Below are 17,437 nucleotides of genomic sequence, written 5' to 3' on the forward strand. Positions count from 1 at the left end.
GGTGAATCAATAGTAGTTGCCCATCAAGGACACCACCTCCAGCAGCAGGATCACCGAGAGCAGGCGCGCGAACTCGGTGATGTCGCTGCGGCGCGTGTAGCCACCCTGGGCGTCGCGCTGGGCACTGGCGGCCATGGGCACGAAGGCCACGGCGAGGCTGAAGAACACGGTCTTGAGGGCAAAGATCAGCGTGACCGCGGGCGAGAACACGCTGCCCACGCTGCGGTTGTAGTCGGCCAGCGCCCAGGGCGAGAAGCCGTACACGTTCAGGTAGGTCAGGACCAGCGCGATGAAACAGCTCAGCGCGGCCAGCAGCAGCACCGAGAACACACCGGCCAGCGCGCGCGGCAGCATGTCCACCCGCAGCAGCAGCTGGCGCGGACGGCGTACCCCGCTTCGGTGTTCGTCGGCGAGCAGGCGGCGGATGCGCTGCGACTCGGGCATGGTGTAGCGCACCGCGACAAACATCGCCGCGTACAGCGGGATCAGCTCCAGCACCAGCGTGCGCACCAGCAGCTCCAGCGCGTACTGCGAGAGGCCGTAGCTCAGCGCCGTGGCCACCACGATGCGGATCAGCACCAGGCTCACCAGCGCCGAGAGCACCAGGAACCAGGTCAGCAAGGGCGCGCTGGCGCGGTAGAGGTGCGCGATGATCGCCTGGCGTTCCTCGGGCTCGTCGTAGCTCGACGGCGAGAGCGACAACACCACGATCTCGGCGCCAATCAGCAGCACCTGCCACCAGGCGCCCCAGGCGGACAACACGCGCCGTCCCGAGCGCAGCAGCGTGTCGTGCATGGAAGCAAGCAGGTTCATGCGGCGGATCATAGCGGCGCGACCCGTGGGCGTCATGCAGGTGACAGCTGGCCCCCCGCAGCTGGTGAAAACGCCCATGGCTGCGCGTGCGGTTTGTGGATTCAATGCTTTTCAACGTGCCCGCATCGGCGGGCGCCGCTGCAAAAGGAGCCTCCATGACCCATTCCATTTCTCCGGCCGTGCGCCGCCAGACCATCGCCGACGCCCTGCACCGCACCGCCGTTCGCCTGCCGACGAAGGCCGCCATCGTCTGCGGCGCCACTCAGTGGACCTACGCAGAGTTCAATGCCCTGGTCTCGCGGCTGGCGGCAGGCCTGAACCAGATCGGCGTGGGCGAAGGCGACAAGGTGGCCGTGCTGGCGCGCAATTCACATGGCTTTGCGGCGCTGCGCTTCGCGCTGGCGCGCCGGGGGGCAGTGCTGGTGCCGATCAACTTCATGCTCAAGGCCGACGAGGTCGCCTACATCCTGCGCCACGCGGGTGCCCGCACGCTCGCCACCGACAGCGGCCTCGCTGGCCTGGCCCGCGAGGCTTCGGCGCTGGAAACGGCGGTCCAGCAATTCATCTGGCTGCCCAGCGAAGACCCCAGCGAGCCCGTCGCCGGCATGCACCGGTTCGACGACCTCGCCGCCTGCACCGAGGCCCTGCCCGAGGTCGCACTCGGCAGCCACGACCTGGCCCAGATCGTCTACACCAGCGGCACCGAATCCACGCCGAAGGGCGCGATGCTCACGCACGACGCTGTGCTCTGGCAGTACGTGAGCTGCGTGATCAACGCCGAAATCGCCGAGACCGACCGCGCCCTGCACGCCCTGCCGCTGTACCACTGCGCTCAGCTCGACGTGTTCTTCGGCCCGGCCATCTACATCGGCAGCAGCAACGTCATCACCAGCAAGCCCACGCCCGACAACCTGCTCGCCCTGCTGGAGCAGCACCGGATCACCAGCTTCTTCGCCCCGCCCACCGTGTGGATCGCCTTGCTGCGCTCGCCGCTGTTCGACGCCGGGAAGCTGAAGCACCTGGCCAAGGGCTACTACGGCGCGTCCATCATGCCGGTGGAGGTGCTGAAGGAACTGGCCGCGCGCCTGCCGGTTGTGCGGCTGTGGAACCTGTACGGTCAGACCGAGATCGCGCCGCTCGCCACCATGCTCGGGCCAGAGGACCAGCTGCGCAAACCCGGCTCGTGTGGCAAGGCGGTCATCAACGTGGAAACGCGCGTGGTCAACGACACGATGCAGGACGTGGCCGTGGGCGAAGTCGGTGAGATCGTGCACCGCTCGCCGCACCTGATGCTGGGCTACTTCAACGACCCCGAACGCACGGCGGTCAGCTTCGATGGTGACTGGTTCCACAGCGGCGACCTGGCCGTGATCGATGACGAAGGCTTCATCACCGTGGTGGACCGCAAGAAAGACATGATCAAGACCGGCGGCGAAAACGTGGCCAGCCGCGAGGTGGAAGAAATGATCTACCGCCTGCCCGCCGTGAGCGAGGTGGCCGTGATCGGCCTGCCCGACCCGAAGTGGGTCGAAGCGGTGACGGCGGTGATCGTGGTCAAGGCCGGGCAATCGCTGACCGAGGCCGAGGTGCTGGCGCACTGCAATGCACACATGGCCACGTTCAAGTGCCCGAAACGCGTGGTGTTCACCGCGTCCCTGCCGAAGAACCCCAGCGGCAAGCTGCTGAAACGGGAACTGCGATCGCGGTATCAGCCATGAAAGACCGACACCGCGTCGCTTAACCGATTCGCAAGGAGCGCCTCACAGTGGCCAGACGTAAAACCCAATGCCTTCGTATTGATACAGATGAGACAACGAAGACTGGATATAGGCCACTTCAGAAGAAGAGTAAGAGTAAAAATGTGAGCCGGTTGGCTTGTACATGAATCGATGCAATGGAATGGTGCCCACGCCAGGAGCGGAAGGGCTTCTGGCATACCAAGCGACCCCTTCAAGCGTGAAGTATGGAATGTTATTGACCGTGTTTACCTCTGTCGGATCAAGGGAGTAGAAATAGGCACCATTGTTCCTATTTCTAAATCGATAGACAGGCAACAATCCAGGCTCAGAAGCCGACCTAACCGAAAACACAGATCGCTCATACTGATAAGACGGAAGAGCACCCAATATATAGTCGCGCTCAGACGAACCACGAGTGAACAAATGAATGCCCGTGATTAAATTGTAGAATCTAAAAACAGTTCCATCAGCAAATGTAGGCGGCACCAAAGCAGTGTACGCATTGAGCAAGCCCGCACCGCACTGCGGGCATGACGCAGGAAACGGCTTTGAACCCAATTTGAGCCGCGCAGCTACCTGATTGGGCGTCAATGCAGGGTTTTGAGCGAGCAGCAGCGCAGCGACACCCGCAACGTGAGGCGCCGCCATGGATGTGCCGTAATAATTGGCATAGGTCGGTCCTGCAGGTGAAGTGGTTCCACTGTTGATCGTGGAATAAACATTGCTGCCAGGGGCAGCCAACCCGACGTGAGGGCCGAAATTGGAATAGTTGGCAATGCCTCCCGAGGAAGTCGTCGCAGCGACAGCAATGACACCCTCACAATTGGCGGGCTGCGCATTCACGGTGCTGACGCTGTCATTGCCGGCTGAAACAACGACAGTCGCCCCCCGGCTGCGCGCGCTGTTGATCGCTGCCTGGAGTGTATTGGAACAGGCACCCCCGCCACCCAGTGACATGTTGATCACTGAAGCCGCATGGGTGTTGGCAGGAACACCCGCCACGCTGCCGCCGGCCGCCCAGACAATGCCATCAGCGATGTCCGAAAAAAATCCCCCGCATTTCCCCAGCACACGTACGGGAACCACTTTGGCACCAAAAGCAACTCCAGCACCGCCTGTGGAGTTGTTGGTCACCGCCGCAATGGTCCCTGCAACGTGGGAGCCATGCCAGCTGGAAGCCTCTTCAGAGCAACCTTCAAAAAATCCGCCGTACGTTAACCCCAAAGAATCGGCGTAGGTCACCCAGTCACCAGGATCCGACGGATCATTGTCGCGACCCGTTCCATCATTTCCCACCCTTGAATCGGAAACAAAATCATAACCACCGACCCTGTTGGCATCAAGATCAGGATGACTGGTGATGCCGGTGTCCAGCACCGCAACCCGCACACCAGAACCCTGGCTGATATCCCAGGCAGCGGGCAGATTGACCCCCCCAACCCCGGTCCCATAGTGCCATTGGGAAGATTGATAACCAGGGTCATTCGGTACAAACTGACGGCGCATCCAGGCATCGGGCTCAACATACTCCACCGCCGGGTCTTTGGCGATTTCCTGAATCAACTCATTGAGTCGATTGCCGGAAAGCGGAGCACTCTGCTTCAGCAGATAGGCACCCGTGGCCAACGGCTTGTCGAAGTACAAGGTAATGCCAAATTTGTTGGCCGACGCGCTGGCGTTGCCGAACCCCAAGCCCGCAGCATTTTGTCCTGCATGCTGCAGAGTCAGTTGTTGACCACTCAACTGTCCCGTTTTGTACTTGATGATGATGCCACCCTGTTTGAACGGTCCGGATTGGACAGAACGGTCAACCTTGGGTTGCGCATCTTTGCCTCCTGCATAAGCCCCCTGAGCCAAAAACACCGCAGATGTCAATGCAAGAATATGTGACAGGATTTGCTTCTTCTTCATAAATTCCCCACTCCCCATACCCCCAAATCAGAGATATGGTCCATGATTAAACAATGCGCATAAGACTTGAAGAGTCATTTGCATGATCGAAAGAAGCCAGCTCATGCGATGCATGTACGCAAGCCAACTATCAGCATTTAGTTTACTTTTTGTTTCATACCCGGTCAAGACGAGCGACAACGTGCGTTGCAGAAAACCCTCGCCTGTGTGTCTCTAAGTACAGGGGGCCATGAACACGGCGGCCGGGATCATTCTGAGTGGCCTTCAGTGCTCAGGCTGGCCAGTGAAGTGTCTGCAGACCCCTCCCCCCACACCACCCGTCACACCTTCGTGCGCTGCTCAAGTGCCCAGGCCACGTGTTCGCGCACCACCATGCTCGGGTGGTGCGCTCGCGCCAACAAGGCCGTCTCGGTTGCAGGATCCATGGTGTCCCGCAGCGCATTCCCCATCGCCACCGCGATGTTCCTCAACCACCGCTCGTGCCCGATGCGCCGGATCGGGCTGCCTTCGGTGCGGCGCAAAAACTCGTCTTCGGTCCACGCAAACAATTCGACCAGCGTCGCACCCGTGAGCCCGTCGCGCGGGTCGAAGTCAGCGAGCGGGGAACGCTGCGCGAACTTGTTCCAGGGGCAGATCAGCTGGCAGTCGTCGCAGCCATAGATGCGGTTGCCGATCAGCGGGCGCAGGTCTTCGGGAATCGGCCCGGCGTGTTCGATGGTGAGGTAAGAGATGCAACGGCGTGCGTCCAGCCGCTGCGGGCCGAGGATGGCCTGCGTGGGGCAGATCTGAATGCAGGCACTGCAGGCGCCGCAGTGGTCGGTCACGGGTGCGCTGGCCGGCAGGGCGATGTCCACGTAGATCTCGCCCAGGAAAAACATCGAGCCGCCTTCTCGGTTCAACACCAGGGTGTGTTTGCCGCGCCAGCCCTGGCCGCTGCGCCGGGCCAGCTCGGCTTCGAGCACGGGCGCGGAGTCGGTGAACACGCGGTGGCCCCGCGGGCCGATGGCGGCCTCGATGCGTTCAGCCAGTTTTTGCAGGCGGTTGCGCAGCACCTTGTGGTAGTCCCGGCCCCGCGCGTAGAGCGAGACGATGGCCTCGCCGGGCCGTTGCAGGCGCTGCAGTTCGAGTGCCTGCCAGTCCTCCGGCGTGTGTTGCGGCAGGTAGTCCAGCCGGGCCGTGATGACGCTCACGGTGCCCGGCACCAGCTCGGCCGGCCGAGCGCGCTTCATGCCGTGGCGGACCATGTAGTCCATCTCACCGTGAAATCCGGCCGCGAGCCAGGCGCTCAGGCCGGGCTCGGCGGCAGAAAGATCGATGCCGGCCACGCCGATTTGGGACAATGCGAGCTCCTGGCCCCAGGCCTGTATCTGAGTCACCAGTTGAGCAGCATCGAAATCGGACGTCATGTGCCGCCCATTGTAGAAACGCCCGCGCCGGCAGCGCCGTCGCTGTGGCGTGGCCGCTGGGCCAGCGAGGCGGACACACAGGCCTTTGCCGCGCGGCTGGCCGCATGCCCGGCCATCCACAACGCCACGCTCACGCTGCAAGGCGACCTGGGCGCGGGCAAGACCACCTTCGTTCGCCACCTGTTGCGCGCCCTGGGCGTGCGCGGCCGCATCAAGAGCCCGACCTACGCCGTGGTCGAGCCGCACAGCGCGGTGGACGGCCCGCTGTCACCGACAGGCGCGCCGCTGGCCATCTGGCACTTCGACTTCTACCGTTTCACTGATCCCCGCGAGTGGGAAGACGCGGGCTTTCGCGAACTTTTTGCGAGCCCGGGTCTCAAGCTGGTGGAGTGGCCCGAACGGGCGACGGGCCTGATGCCCGCGATCGACGCTGAAATCCACATCGAACCCGACGACATGATGCCCACATCCACCGACGACGACACCGACGGCCCACGCATCCTGCGCGTCACGGCCCACACCCCCATCGGCCGGCAACTGCTGGCGGCGCTCCAGGCATGAGCCAACCCATCGGCCGCCGCGAGGTGTTGCGCGCAGGCACGCTGGTGATGCTGCTGGGCACGCCCCACCTCGCGCAGGCCGGTCGTGTGATCGCCGTGCGCATCTGGCCCGCCCAGGACTACACGCGCGTGACCATCGAGTCCGACGCGGCGCTCAAGGCCCACAAGACCACAGTGATCGACCCGCCGCAACTGACCGTCGAGATCGAGGGCATCGACCTGCTCGACGGCATGCGCGAGCTGGTGGCCAAGCTGCGCTCGGACGACCCGAACATCGCGGGCATGCGGGTCACACCCGTGGGACCCAATCTCGCCCGGCTGACCATCGACCTGAAGAAGCCGATCAAGCCTCAGGTGTTCAACCTGCCACCGGTCGCGGCCTACCAGCACCGGCTGGTGTTCGACCTGTTCCCCGAGCAGGAGGTGGACCCGCTGGACGCGCTGATCCGCGAGCGCTTTCTGGAGGTGGACGAGGCCAGCGCGCGGGCCGCGAAGCTGCTGGGCATTGAGCTCGACCAGGCGCAGGCACCGGCCGACCCGCTGGGTGAGCTGATCGCGGGCCGCAACAAGCCCCGGCCCGCCGCCAAGCCGACCGAGGCCCCCACCACCCCCAGGCCGGCGCCGGTGAAGAAGACCGAACGACTGATCATCGTGGCGCTCGACCCCGGCCATGGCGGTGAAGACCCGGGCGCCATCGGCCCCGGCGGCACCAAAGAGAAAGACGTGGTGCTGAAGGTCGCGCACCGCCTGCGCGAGCGCATCAACGCCACGCGCGTCAACGGCAACCCGATGCGCGCCTACCTGACGCGCGACGCCGATTTTTTTGTTCCGCTGGGCGTCCGCGTGCAAAAGGCGCAGCGCGTGCGCGCCGACCTGTTCATCAGCCTCCACGCCGACGCGTTCATGACGCCGCGGCCCCAGGGCGCGAGCATCTTTGCGCTCAGCACCAAGGGCGCGAGCAGCGCGGCGGCGCGCTGGATGGCCAACAAGGAAAACGCCGCCGACCTGGTGGGGGGCCTCAACGTGAAGAACAGGGACGCGACCCTGCAGCGCGCCTTGCTGGACATGAGCACCACCGCACAGATCAAGGACAGCCTCAAGCTCGGCAGCGCCATGCTTGGCGAGGTGGGCCGGGTCGGCAAGCTGCACAAGCCCCACGTCGAACAGGCCGGTTTCGCGGTGCTGAAGGCACCCGACATCCCCAGCGTGCTGGTCGAGACCGCCTTCATCAGCAACCCGGATGAAGAAGTGCGGCTCAACAGCGAGAGCTACCAGGCCAATCTGGCCGATGCCCTGATGAAGGGCATCGTGAAGTACTTCAGCGCCAACCCGCCGTTGGCGCGCACCCGACCCTTGTAAGGCCAGCGCGGCCGCGCTGGCGCCCGGCTCAAGCCTTGGCAGCGGCGTCGGCTTTGGCGTCGCGGTGCGCCTTCCAGCCACCCCAGAGCGCAATCAGCCCCGGCACGAAAATCAGCGCCCAGATGATCTTGGAGAGGTTGGCCCGCACCCAGGGCAGGTTGCCGAAGAAGTAGCCGGCGGACGTGAGGCCGATCACCCAGATCACCGCGCCCACCACGTTGAACATCGTGAACTTGCTGCGGGTCATGTCGGCCACACCGGCCACGAAGGGCGCGAAGGTGCGGATGAAGGGCATGAAACGCGCCAGGATGATGGTCACGCCACCGTAGCGCTCGTAGAAGTTGTGGGCCTGGTTGAAGGCGTTCTTGTTGAAGAACCGGGAGTTCTCCCACTGAAACACCTTCGGGCCGAAGTAGCGGCCGATGGTGTAGTTGGTCTGGTCGCCCAGGATCGCGGCGGCGAGCATCAGGCCCGCCGCGAGCGACCAGTCGATCAGGCCCGCGCCACAGAGCGCCCCCACGATGAAGAGCAGCGAGTCGCCCGGCAGGAAGGGCATGACCACCAGCCCGGTCTCCACAAAGATGATCAGGAACAGCAAGGCATAGACCCATGCGCCGTAGGTTTGCACGAAGACCTGCAGGTGTTTGTCCACGTGCAGCACGAAGTCGATCAGGGTCAGAACTATTTCCATGGGGGGAGATTATCCAGTGGCAACGTGAAGGCCCAGCGGCCCCGGCGCCTACAATTTCTCCGGTGAATGCCCCCCTCCCCCTCCCGACCCGCCGCCCGATCCTCGAACTCCCCGACGAACTGATCAGCCAGATCGCGGCCGGCGAGGTGGTCGAACGGCCGGCCTCCGTGGTGCGCGAGCTGCTGGACAACGCGCTGGACGCGGGTGCCACGCAGATCACCGTGCGGCTGCAGGCCGGCGGCGTGCGCCTCATCAGCGTGGAAGACAACGGCGGCGGCATCCTGCGCGCCGAGCTGCCGACCGCGCTCAAGCGCCACGCCACCAGCAAGATCGCCAGCCTCTCCGACCTCGAATCGGTGGGCACCATGGGTTTTCGGGGCGAGGCGCTGGCCGCCATCTGCTCCATCGCCGAGGTTTCCATCCTGACCCGCGTGGACGCGGCCGGCGAGCCCCACGGCTGGCTGCTCGACGGCCGCAGCGGCGAGCTGCAGCCCACGGCGCGCGGCCCTGGCACCACGGTCGAGGTGCGCGAGCTCTTTTTCGCCACGCCCGCACGGCGCAAGTTCCTGAAGACCGACGCCACCGAGCTGGCCCACTGCATCGAGGCCGTGCGCCGCCACGCGCTGGCCCGGCCCGAGGTGGGTTTCGCCATCTGGCACGACGGCAAGCTGGCCGCGCAGTGGCGCGCGGTGCCCGGCGGCGGCATCGATGCGCTGCGCCAGCGCCTGGCCGATGTGCTCGGCGAAGACTTCATCGAGCAGGCGGTGGCGGTGAACTGGCCTTTGGCCATCCCCACTGATACCGGTGACCAGCCGCAGCGCCTGCGCGTCTGGGGCTTTGCCGGCGTGCCCGACGCGGCGCGCTCGCGCGGCGACTGGCAGTTCGCCTACGTCAACGGCCGCTACGTGCGCGACAAGGTGATCACCCACGCCGGGCGCAGCGCCTACGAAGACGTGCTGCACGGCCACAAACAACCGGTGTACGCGCTGTATGTGAGCCTGGACCCAACCCGGGTGGACGTGAACGTGCACCCGACCAAGATCGAGGTGCGCTTCCGCGACAGCCGCGAGGTGCACCAGGCCGTGCGCCACGCGGTGGAATCGGCGCTGGCGGTGCCACGCGCGGCCGCCGCCGCGGCGGCACAGGGGGCGCTGGTGCCCGGCGAAGCCTCCCCCGACCACATGCCGCAGGCTGGAGTGCCCACCTGGACAGCGCCCGACCGCCTGCCCTCCACGCTGGGCGCCGCGCAGAATCCGCTGCCGTTCCAGCGCTACACACCACCCGACACCGTCGGCCAGCGCGTGAGCGACCTCGGGGCCTTGTGGGGCGCCAGCACCGAAAGGACCTCGACCGACCCGGCCCGAACGGCGGAATGGGCGGACTCCCCGGAGGCCATGCCAGCGAACCTCCTGCCCGTTCGGGCCGCGCCCGCGGACGCCGCTTCCGCTGCCCCCCCCCTGCCCGCCGGCGACTGGCCGCTGGGCCGCGCCATCGCGCAGCTGCAGGGTGTCTACATCCTGGCCGAAAACGCCCAGGGCCTGGTGGTGGTGGACATGCACGCCGCCCACGAGCGCATCGTCTACGAGCGGCTCAAGCAGCAGATGGACAACGAGCAACTCGCCAGCCAGCCGCTGCTGATCCCCGCCACGTTCGCCGCCACGCCCGCCGAGGTCGCCACCGCCGAAGACAGCGGCGTGGTGCTCGCCATGCTCGGCCTGGAGATCGTGCCGTTTTCGCCCAAGACCCTGGCGGTGCGCGCCGTGCCGACCACGCTGGCGCAGGGCGACCCGGTGGAGCTGGCGCGCAGCGTGCTCGCCGAGCTGAGCCAGCACGACGCCAGCACCGTGGTGCAGCGCGCCCGCAACGAGCTGCTGGCCACCATGGCCTGCCACGGCGCGGTGCGCGCCAACCGCCGCCTGACGCTGGAGGAGATGAACGCCCTGCTGCGCCAGATGGAAGTGACGGAGCGCTCCGACCAATGCAACCACGGCCGCCCGACCTGGCGCCAGGTGAGCATGCGCGAGCTGGACGCGCTGTTCCTGCGCGGGCGCTGAGCCCCCGGGTTCGCACCAATTCAGGGCCAACCCATCAACCCCCGTCACAAGGACGCACCACAAGAAAACACGTCACACCAATTGCGCGCCTTTTGGGATGCGAAATACCGTTTTCGCATAATGTCATGCACTTTTTTGGAGCATGACACGCATGAAGTACGCATCGGTTCACGGTTTTCTTTCCCACGTCGAGGCCCGCAACCCGGGCCAGCCCGAGTTCCTGCAGGCCGTCACCGAGGTGATGGAAAGCCTCTGGCCTTTCATTGCCGCCCACCCGAAATACGCCGAGCAGGGCCTGCTGGACCGCCTCATCGAACCGGAGCGCATCGTCATGTTCCGCGTGTCCTGGGTGGACGACCACGGTCAGGTGCAGGTCAACCGCGGCTACCGCATCCAGCACAGCATGGCCATCGGCCCCTACAAGGGCGGCCTGCGTTTCCACCCCTCGGTGACGCTTTCGGTACTGAAATTCCTGGCCTTCGAGCAGACCTTCAAGAACGCCCTGACCACCCTGCCCATGGGCGGCGGCAAGGGCGGTTCGGACTTCGACCCCAAGGGCAAGAGTCCGGCCGAGGTCATGCGCTTCTGCCAGGCCTTCGTGCTGGAACTGTTCCGCCACGTGGGTCCGGACACCGACATACCGGCGGGTGACATCGGCGTCGGTGGCCGCGAGGTCGGCTACATGGCGGGCATGTACAAAAAGCTGTCCAACCACGCCGGCAGCGTGTTCACCGGCAAGGGCCTGTCTTTCGGCGGCTCGCTGGTCCGCCCCGAGGCCACCGGCTACGGCACGGTGTACTTCGCCGACGAGATGCTCAAGACCCGCGGCAAGTCCTTCCAGGGCCTGCGCGTCTCGGTGTCGGGATCGGGCAACGTGGCGCAGTACGCGGTCGAGAAAGCCATGGCGCTGGGCGCCAAGGTCCTCACCGTGTCCGACTCCAGCGGCACCGTCATCGACGAAGCCGGCTTCACACCCGAGAAGCTGGCCATCCTGATGGACGTGAAGAACCACCACCACGGCCGTGTGAGCGACTACGCCGCGCGCACCGGTGTGCGGTTCGAAGCCGGTGTGCGCCCCTGGCAGGTGCCGGTGGACGTGGCCCTGCCCTGCGCGACCCAGAACGAACTGGACGCGAACGACGCACGCACGCTGATCCAGAACGGCGTGCTCTGCGTGGCCGAAGGCGCCAACATGCCCTCGACCATCGACGCGGCCAAGGCCTTCGAGGCCGCGGGCGTGCTGTACGCACCGGGCAAGGCATCCAACGCCGGCGGCGTGGCCACCTCGGGCCTGGAGATGAGCCAGAACGCCATGCGCCTGTCCTGGACGCGCGAGGAGGTGGACGCCCGCCTGCTGCAGATCATGCAGGGCATCCACGCCGCCTGCGTCAAACACGGCCGGGGCACCGACGGTCGCGTGAGCTACATCGACGGCGCCAACATCGCCGGCTTCGTCAAGGTGGCCGACGCCATGCTGGCCCAGGGCGTGACCTGACCGGCTGGCGCCAAGGCGCGCCGGCCGCCCGACGGCCTGGACGGCGGGTGAACTTTTCCGGGGCCGGCAGCATCATCTCCAGTCATGAAACGCCTGATCGCCCTCACCCTGTTGATCGCCGCCGTGCTCGCCGGCTGTGCCAACCTCGACGAACGCCAGCGCGGCTGGATCTTCCAGCCCTCGGACCGCAGCTGGTGGCGTGGCGAAGAAGCCGCCGCCGGCATGCAGGACGTGTGGATCGACTTCGCGTCGGAAGAGCGCGGTCAGCCGGCGAAGCTGCACGGCCTGTGGGCCGAGCACGAGGACTTCCAGCGCAAGACGGACGCGCCGGTGCTGCTCTACCTGCACGGTGCGCGCTTCAACGTGGTCGGCTCGGCCTTCCGCGCGCGGCGCATGCAGGAGCTCGGGTTTTCGGTGCTGGCGGTGGACTACCGGGGTTTCGGCAAAAGCACGAACGAGCTGCCCTCCGAGACCCTGGCCTATGAGGATGCGCGGGCGGCCTGGGACTGGCTGGCGCAGAAATACCCCGACCGGCCGCGCTACATCTTCGGCCACTCGCTGGGCGGGGCCATCGCCATCGACCTGGCCTCGCGCGTCAACGACGAGACTGGCACCCTGGTGGAAGGCACTTTCACCTCGATCCCGGACGTGGTCAGCTCCTACAAATGGGGCTGGCTGCCGGTGGGGCCGCTGATCACGCAGCGCTTCGAGGCGGTCAAGCGCGTGCCGCAGGTGGGCGCGCCGCTGCTGGTGGTGCACGGCAGCGAAGACCGCACCATCGCGCCCGAGCTGGGGCGCCGGCTGTACGAGGCGGCCACGGGCAAGAAGGCGTTCGTGCTGGTGGAAGGCGGCTCGCACCACAACACCAACGCCATGGGCCAGCCGCAGTACCGCGTGGCGCTGGCCGAACTGTTCGGGTTGAACTGAGTCACCCCCGCGCCGCCTTCGGCGTCCCCCCTGAGGGGGGCAACGCGGTGCGGCCCGGCAAAGCCGGTTCCGCCGCGTTCTGGACGCATGCAAGTCACGCCGGTCAGACATGGGCCATCTGCTACCCTCGACCGGATGTCCGTTTCCGCCGCTTCTGCCTCGCCCTCGCGCATGTCGCCCGGTCTGATCGTGCTCGTGCTCTCCCTGCTGCTCGGTCTGCAGCCGGTCACCACCGACCTCTACCTGCCCGCCCTGCCCGCCATCACGCAGGGCTTCGGCGCCACCATGCCGCAGGCCCAGCTGACCCTGACCGCGCTCTTGCTGGCCTTCGGCCTGTCGCAAATGGTCTGGGGCCCGCTGTCCGACCGCTTTGGCCGACGGCCGGTGCTGCTGGGCGGCACGCTGCTGTATGTGCTCGCGTCGGTGGGCAGCACCTTCGCCACCACCATGGACCAGCTCATCGTCTGGCGCACCCTGCAGGGCGTGGCCATGGGCGCGGGCGTGATGTGCGCCCGTGCCGTGGTGCGCGACCTGTACGCCCCCACCGAGGGCGCACGCATCATGTCCAAGGGCCTGACCGGGCTGGGCGTGATCGCCTGCGCCAGTGCGCCGGTGGGCGGCCTGCTGGCCGAGCTCGCGGGCTGGCGCGTGGCGCTGATGGCGCTCGCGGTGTTCGGCGCCGCCACCCTGGCCGTGCTGGCCTGGCGCTTCGAAGAAACCCTGGCACAGAAGAACCCGCGCGCGCTGGAGCCGCTCACGCTGCTGCGCACCTGGGCGCAGATCGTGCGCCACCCCACCTTCTGGGCCTTCACCCTGCTCTCGGCCACGTCCTACGGCGGCCTGTTCACCTTCCTCGCGGCCTCGTCTTTCGTCTTCACCGGCGTGCTCGGCCTCTCGAAAACCGCCTACGGCCTGGCCATGTTCTCGATGTCGCTGTCCTACATCGTCGGCACCTTCGCCTGCCGCCGCCTGCTGCCCTGGCTGGGCGTGCGCAAGACGGTGGCGCTCGCCGGCGCCTGCACGCTCACCGCCGGAACCACGATGGGCCTGCTGGCCCTGTTCGGCGTGCAGAGCGTGGCCGCCATCATGGGGCCGGTCTACCTGTTCATGCTCGGCCACGGCGTGCACCAGCCCTGTGGCCAGAGCGGCGCCGTCGGCCCGTTTCCGCAGGCCGCGGGCGCGGCCTCGGCGGTCAGCGGCTTCCTGATGATGGTGCTGGCCTTCTTCATGGGCGGCTGGCTCGGCAAGAGCCTGGCCGCCAGCCCGGTCAGCGTGCTGCCGCTGACCAACGGCATGTGGTTCTGGAGCGTGCTGATCGCGCTCACCGCGTGGACGCTGGTGCAGCGCTTTGGCGAGATCAAGGCGCCGCCACAACGCCTCAACCCCGAGGCTCCCAATGCTGGCTGAGCGTCCGCGTTGCCTGGCCATCGCCGGACCTACCGCCAGCGGCAAGAGCGCTGCGGCGCTGGCCATCGCCGAGCGTTGGCCGGTCGAGATCATCAGCGTCGACTCGGCGCTGGTCTACCGGGGCATGGACATCGGCACCGCCAAACCCACGGCGGACGAACTGGCCCGGGTGCCGCACCACCTGATCAACATCACCGACCCGCTGCAGGCCTACAGCGCCGCCGAGTTCGTGCGCGACGCCACCCGGCTCATCGACGAGATCGGCGCACGGGGCCGCACGCCGCTGCTCGTGGGCGGCACCATGCTGTATTTCAAGGCGCTGATGCAGGGCATGGACGACATGCCACGCGCCGACGCCGCCGTGCGCGCGGCCATCGAGACACGCGCGAAAGAAAAGGGCTGGCCCGCGATGCACGCCGAACTCGCCCGCGTCGACCCCACCACCGCCGCGCGCCTGGCGGCCAACGACAGTCAGCGCATCCAGCGCGCGCTGGAGGTGTTCGAGGTGTCGGGCCAGCCCATCTCCGCGCTCCAGACCGGCGGGCGCAAAGACCACAACCCGGTGCCGCCCGGCGCCTTCCTGAGCCTGGAGCCGACCGACCGCGCCTGGCTGCATGCGCGGATTGCACAGCGTTTCGACGCCATGCTGGAGACAGGCTTCCTGGACGAGGTGCGGGCGCTGCGCGCGCGCGGCGACCTGCAACCGGACCTGCCGTCGATGCGCTGCGTGGGTTACCGGCAGGCCTGGGAGGCGCTGGACGCCGTGGGAGACGCGCCGCTCACGGCGGCCCAGCTCGTCGAACTGCGCGACCGCGGCATCTTCGCCACCCGCCAGCTCGCCAAACGCCAGCTCACCTGGCTGCGCTCGATGCCGCAGCGGCGCGTGATTGCCTGCGATGCGCCCGATGCGCTGGCGCAGGTGATGGCCGCGGTCACGCTGGGTTGATCACTCGGATCAGGGGTGCACCCTGACCAGCCGGATGTAACCGGGCTGGAAGCGAGACACCTTCCTCACATCGGCCGAGGGTATCCCTGTCGGCACCCCCTCAAACGAGGCTTGGTAGCCAGTACGGCCCGCCTTCTGCAGCACCGAATCAAAGAGCGTGCGCCAATGAACAGACATCGACCAGAATGGCAATGCACCCGGCGAGAAGCCATTCATCGGGAACGCCGCGAGGTCCATCTGCACTTTCGACGTGTCCGGATCACGACGGTAGAGTGATTCAAGTTCCTTGATACCAGGCAGGCGCCAGCCTGGCAATGCAGCCGTCCGTGACAGGGCGTCGTAAAGGTTCAGCGACAGGGGTTGTCCGACACAGGTGGTGCCCGTCCAGCTCTGGCCTTCAGCACAACGGCGCCACTGGAGCTTGCTCCAGTTGTCCACCAGCACATTGTTTGCCGCATCCCCGCCATAAGGAATCGTCAAAGCCGTATACCGTGAGGCGCTGGGAGCCACAGGCCCGCGCACCAGCATCAGATTGAGGTGATTGCTGTTGTTACTCGTACCCACCTGGGCTGCTTCCTCCACAGCCCTGAAGCCATAGTCCACAAAATTCCCTGCTGCATACGGGTTGTTGACCGAATACCCGCTTGGAGACGCGCTCACCGTCACCACACCGTCCACGCTGTGCCTCAGCACGTCGCCCGAAGCGTAGGTCACGTCGTAGTCCCATGTGGCTGAGTCGGCAGAAATGTATGTGCCAAGGGTGTAGGAGCCGGGAACCAGAATTCCTTCACCCTCGAAGTTCACCACGTTGACCAGCTCGGACGCGGTCGGAATGCGCCAATCGGAGAAGCCACACAACCCGATGGTGTTGAGGTACTCGACGTAGGCGTGGCTGTTTGCGTCCAAGTCGAGCTCAGCCTGGGTCGGAGTCCTGGGAACATGAATCCAAGTGAAGCCAGACGGACCAAAGTCGGCAGACAGGACAACCACCTGCGGTCGGTCGGTCCGGTCGATGTGCAGGAACCGCCGAGTTGAGTTTCGCGGGCCACTGTCCGCCTTGACCTCCCATACCAGACCAGTGGCCTTGTCGACCCTGCAATCCGTCTCCGGCTGGCCTGGCAACTGAACAAAACGGTTGATGCCACTGGAGCCCTCCCGGTTGCCCTCCACATGACTGCTTGGCGGCATCTGCGCTGCCGTTTCACAGCTCTCAGTGTCTCCACCAGGGCACAAACGGCTCACAGCGTTGCTGGAGGTAATCGGCGAAACAGGCAACGCTGCGCCACTGGTGCGAACGTAGTACCCAATGCCTTCGTACTCCATGTGAGGCGCCGTCGCGATCACATTCAGGCGCTCATCTTCGCTCGCCGTGTAGAAATGCGTCCCCGCCGCGTTGTTGAAGAACCGGTGCATGGGCGTCCAACCGGGACCTGCAAAGGTTGTGGCGAACCAGGCAATGCCCTCGTAGTTGAAGTATTCCCAAAAATAGGTTCGCACATATTCCCTCTCCTCCGGGTCGATGGTGTAGAAGTGGGTTCCGGTGTAGATGCTGTAGAACCGATAGACCGGACTGAGCGGAACATCGGAGGCAGTGAGCGCAAAGAAGGCTTGCCCTTCGTAGCGGAACTGGGGCAGGTTCCGCTCGATGGAGGCCTTTTCCTCCGCAGACATGGTGTAGAAGTGCGACCCGGTGCGGATGTTCAGGAAGCGGTGAACCGAGGCCGGTGTGCCGCCATAGGCTTGGGCCACCGGTTGAAAAGCCTTGGCACCCGCGTACCGCTGGCGGTCCCCCATGAGGGCGTCGGGCTGGCCAGCGAATCGGCCATTGAACCGCTTGGCCAGCCGCTGCTTCATCAAGGCCAGGTCCGCACCTTCGACTGGAGTGCCGTACGAAGGGGACTCCAGTCCTGCCGCCTTGCCGCTTGTCAGATCGGGGGCAGCAGCGACGGACACATTCGTCGCGCCGCGTTCCGACGGGGCTTCTTGGGATGGGTTGCCTGTGCCGCCGCCACAGGCGACAAGGACGCTGACAAGCAACAGGCCAGTCAGTGATCGAAAAAATTTCATGCGCTCTCCCTGATCAATGTCACCCGGGGCTGGGCCCCAGAATGTATTCATTTGTATCACAC

At 65.8% G+C, this 17,437-nt stretch carries 13 protein-coding genes; 8 read left to right on the forward strand and 5 right to left on the reverse strand.

The window, feature by feature from the left end:
- Positions 1-6 precede the first annotated feature (6 nt).
- The gene (locus tag IM738_RS11790) at positions 7-813 is read right to left on the reverse strand and encodes an MlaE family ABC transporter permease (RefSeq protein ID WP_236966045.1); all 807 of its coding nucleotides are present in this window, start codon (positions 811-813) and stop codon (positions 7-9) included.
- Positions 814-968: 155 nt separating this feature from the next.
- On the opposite strand from IM738_RS11790, the gene IM738_RS11795 reads away from it, so the two are divergent.
- Entirely contained in the window at positions 969-2,531 is a 1,563-nt protein-coding gene (locus tag IM738_RS11795; protein WP_236966046.1) for an acyl-CoA synthetase, read from the forward strand.
- Positions 2,532-2,573: 42 nt separating this feature from the next.
- Here IM738_RS11795 and IM738_RS11800 read toward each other — a convergent pair whose 3' ends face one another.
- The gene (locus IM738_RS11800) at positions 2,574-4,463 is read right to left on the reverse strand and encodes a S8 family serine peptidase (RefSeq protein WP_236966047.1); all 1,890 of its coding nucleotides are present in this window, start codon (positions 4,461-4,463) and stop codon (positions 2,574-2,576) included.
- A 320-nt stretch (positions 4,464-4,783) separates the two neighbouring features.
- Positions 4,784-5,830: a tRNA epoxyqueuosine(34) reductase QueG gene (gene queG, locus IM738_RS11805; protein WP_236966304.1), complete on the reverse strand. Its 1,047-nt coding sequence runs from the start codon at positions 5,828-5,830 to the stop codon at positions 4,784-4,786.
- Positions 5,831-5,851: 21 nt separating this feature from the next.
- On the opposite strand from queG, the gene tsaE reads away from it, so the two are divergent.
- Together tsaE and IM738_RS11815 are read left to right on the forward strand one after the other, a co-directional pair.
- Positions 5,852-6,430, forward strand: coding sequence for a tRNA (adenosine(37)-N6)-threonylcarbamoyltransferase complex ATPase subunit type 1 TsaE (gene tsaE, locus IM738_RS11810; RefSeq protein WP_442908518.1), 579 nt, complete (start codon positions 5,852-5,854; stop codon positions 6,428-6,430).
- Complete coding sequence (locus IM738_RS11815) at positions 6,427-7,788, forward strand: N-acetylmuramoyl-L-alanine amidase (protein ID WP_236966048.1); 1,362 nt, start codon at positions 6,427-6,429, stop codon at positions 7,786-7,788. The genes tsaE and IM738_RS11815 overlap by 4 nt, the downstream gene beginning before the upstream one ends.
- Before the next feature lie 28 nt (positions 7,789-7,816).
- On the opposite strand, the gene IM738_RS11820 is transcribed toward IM738_RS11815, so the two are convergent.
- Positions 7,817-8,479, reverse strand: coding sequence for a DedA family protein (locus IM738_RS11820; protein ID WP_236966049.1), 663 nt, complete (start codon positions 8,477-8,479; stop codon positions 7,817-7,819).
- Positions 8,480-8,541: 62 nt separating this feature from the next.
- On the opposite strand from IM738_RS11820, the gene mutL reads away from it, so the two are divergent.
- From mutL to miaA, 5 genes are all read left to right on the forward strand, one after another.
- A complete protein-coding gene (mutL, locus tag IM738_RS11825) occupies positions 8,542-10,533 on the forward strand; it encodes a DNA mismatch repair endonuclease MutL (protein WP_236966050.1) in 1,992 nt (663 codons plus the stop codon).
- A gap of 151 nt (positions 10,534-10,684) precedes the next feature.
- The gene (gene gdhA / locus IM738_RS11830) at positions 10,685-12,028 is read left to right on the forward strand and encodes an NADP-specific glutamate dehydrogenase (RefSeq protein ID WP_236966051.1); all 1,344 of its coding nucleotides are present in this window, start codon (positions 10,685-10,687) and stop codon (positions 12,026-12,028) included.
- A gap of 84 nt (positions 12,029-12,112) precedes the next feature.
- On the forward strand, positions 12,113-12,955 hold the full coding sequence (locus tag IM738_RS11835; protein ID WP_236966052.1) for an alpha/beta hydrolase: 843 nt from the start codon (positions 12,113-12,115) through the stop codon (positions 12,953-12,955).
- Positions 12,956-13,090: 135 nt separating this feature from the next.
- Positions 13,091-14,362: a Bcr/CflA family efflux MFS transporter gene (locus IM738_RS11840; RefSeq protein WP_236966053.1), complete on the forward strand. Its 1,272-nt coding sequence runs from the start codon at positions 13,091-13,093 to the stop codon at positions 14,360-14,362.
- Positions 14,352-15,308, forward strand: a complete 957-nt coding sequence (gene miaA, locus IM738_RS11845; RefSeq protein WP_236966054.1) for a tRNA (adenosine(37)-N6)-dimethylallyltransferase MiaA — start codon at positions 14,352-14,354, stop codon at positions 15,306-15,308. Before IM738_RS11840 ends, miaA begins: the two co-directional genes overlap by 11 nt.
- Positions 15,309-15,317: 9 nt before the next feature.
- Here the strand turns inward: miaA and IM738_RS11850 are convergent, their stop codons facing one another.
- Complete coding sequence (locus IM738_RS11850) at positions 15,318-17,375, reverse strand: DUF1566 domain-containing protein (protein WP_236966055.1); 2,058 nt, start codon at positions 17,373-17,375, stop codon at positions 15,318-15,320.
- Between the last annotated feature and the right edge of the window lie 62 nt (positions 17,376-17,437).

Source organism: Hydrogenophaga sp. SL48 (genome assembly GCF_021729865.1).
Taxonomy (GTDB): domain Bacteria; phylum Pseudomonadota; class Gammaproteobacteria; order Burkholderiales; family Burkholderiaceae_C; genus Hydrogenophaga.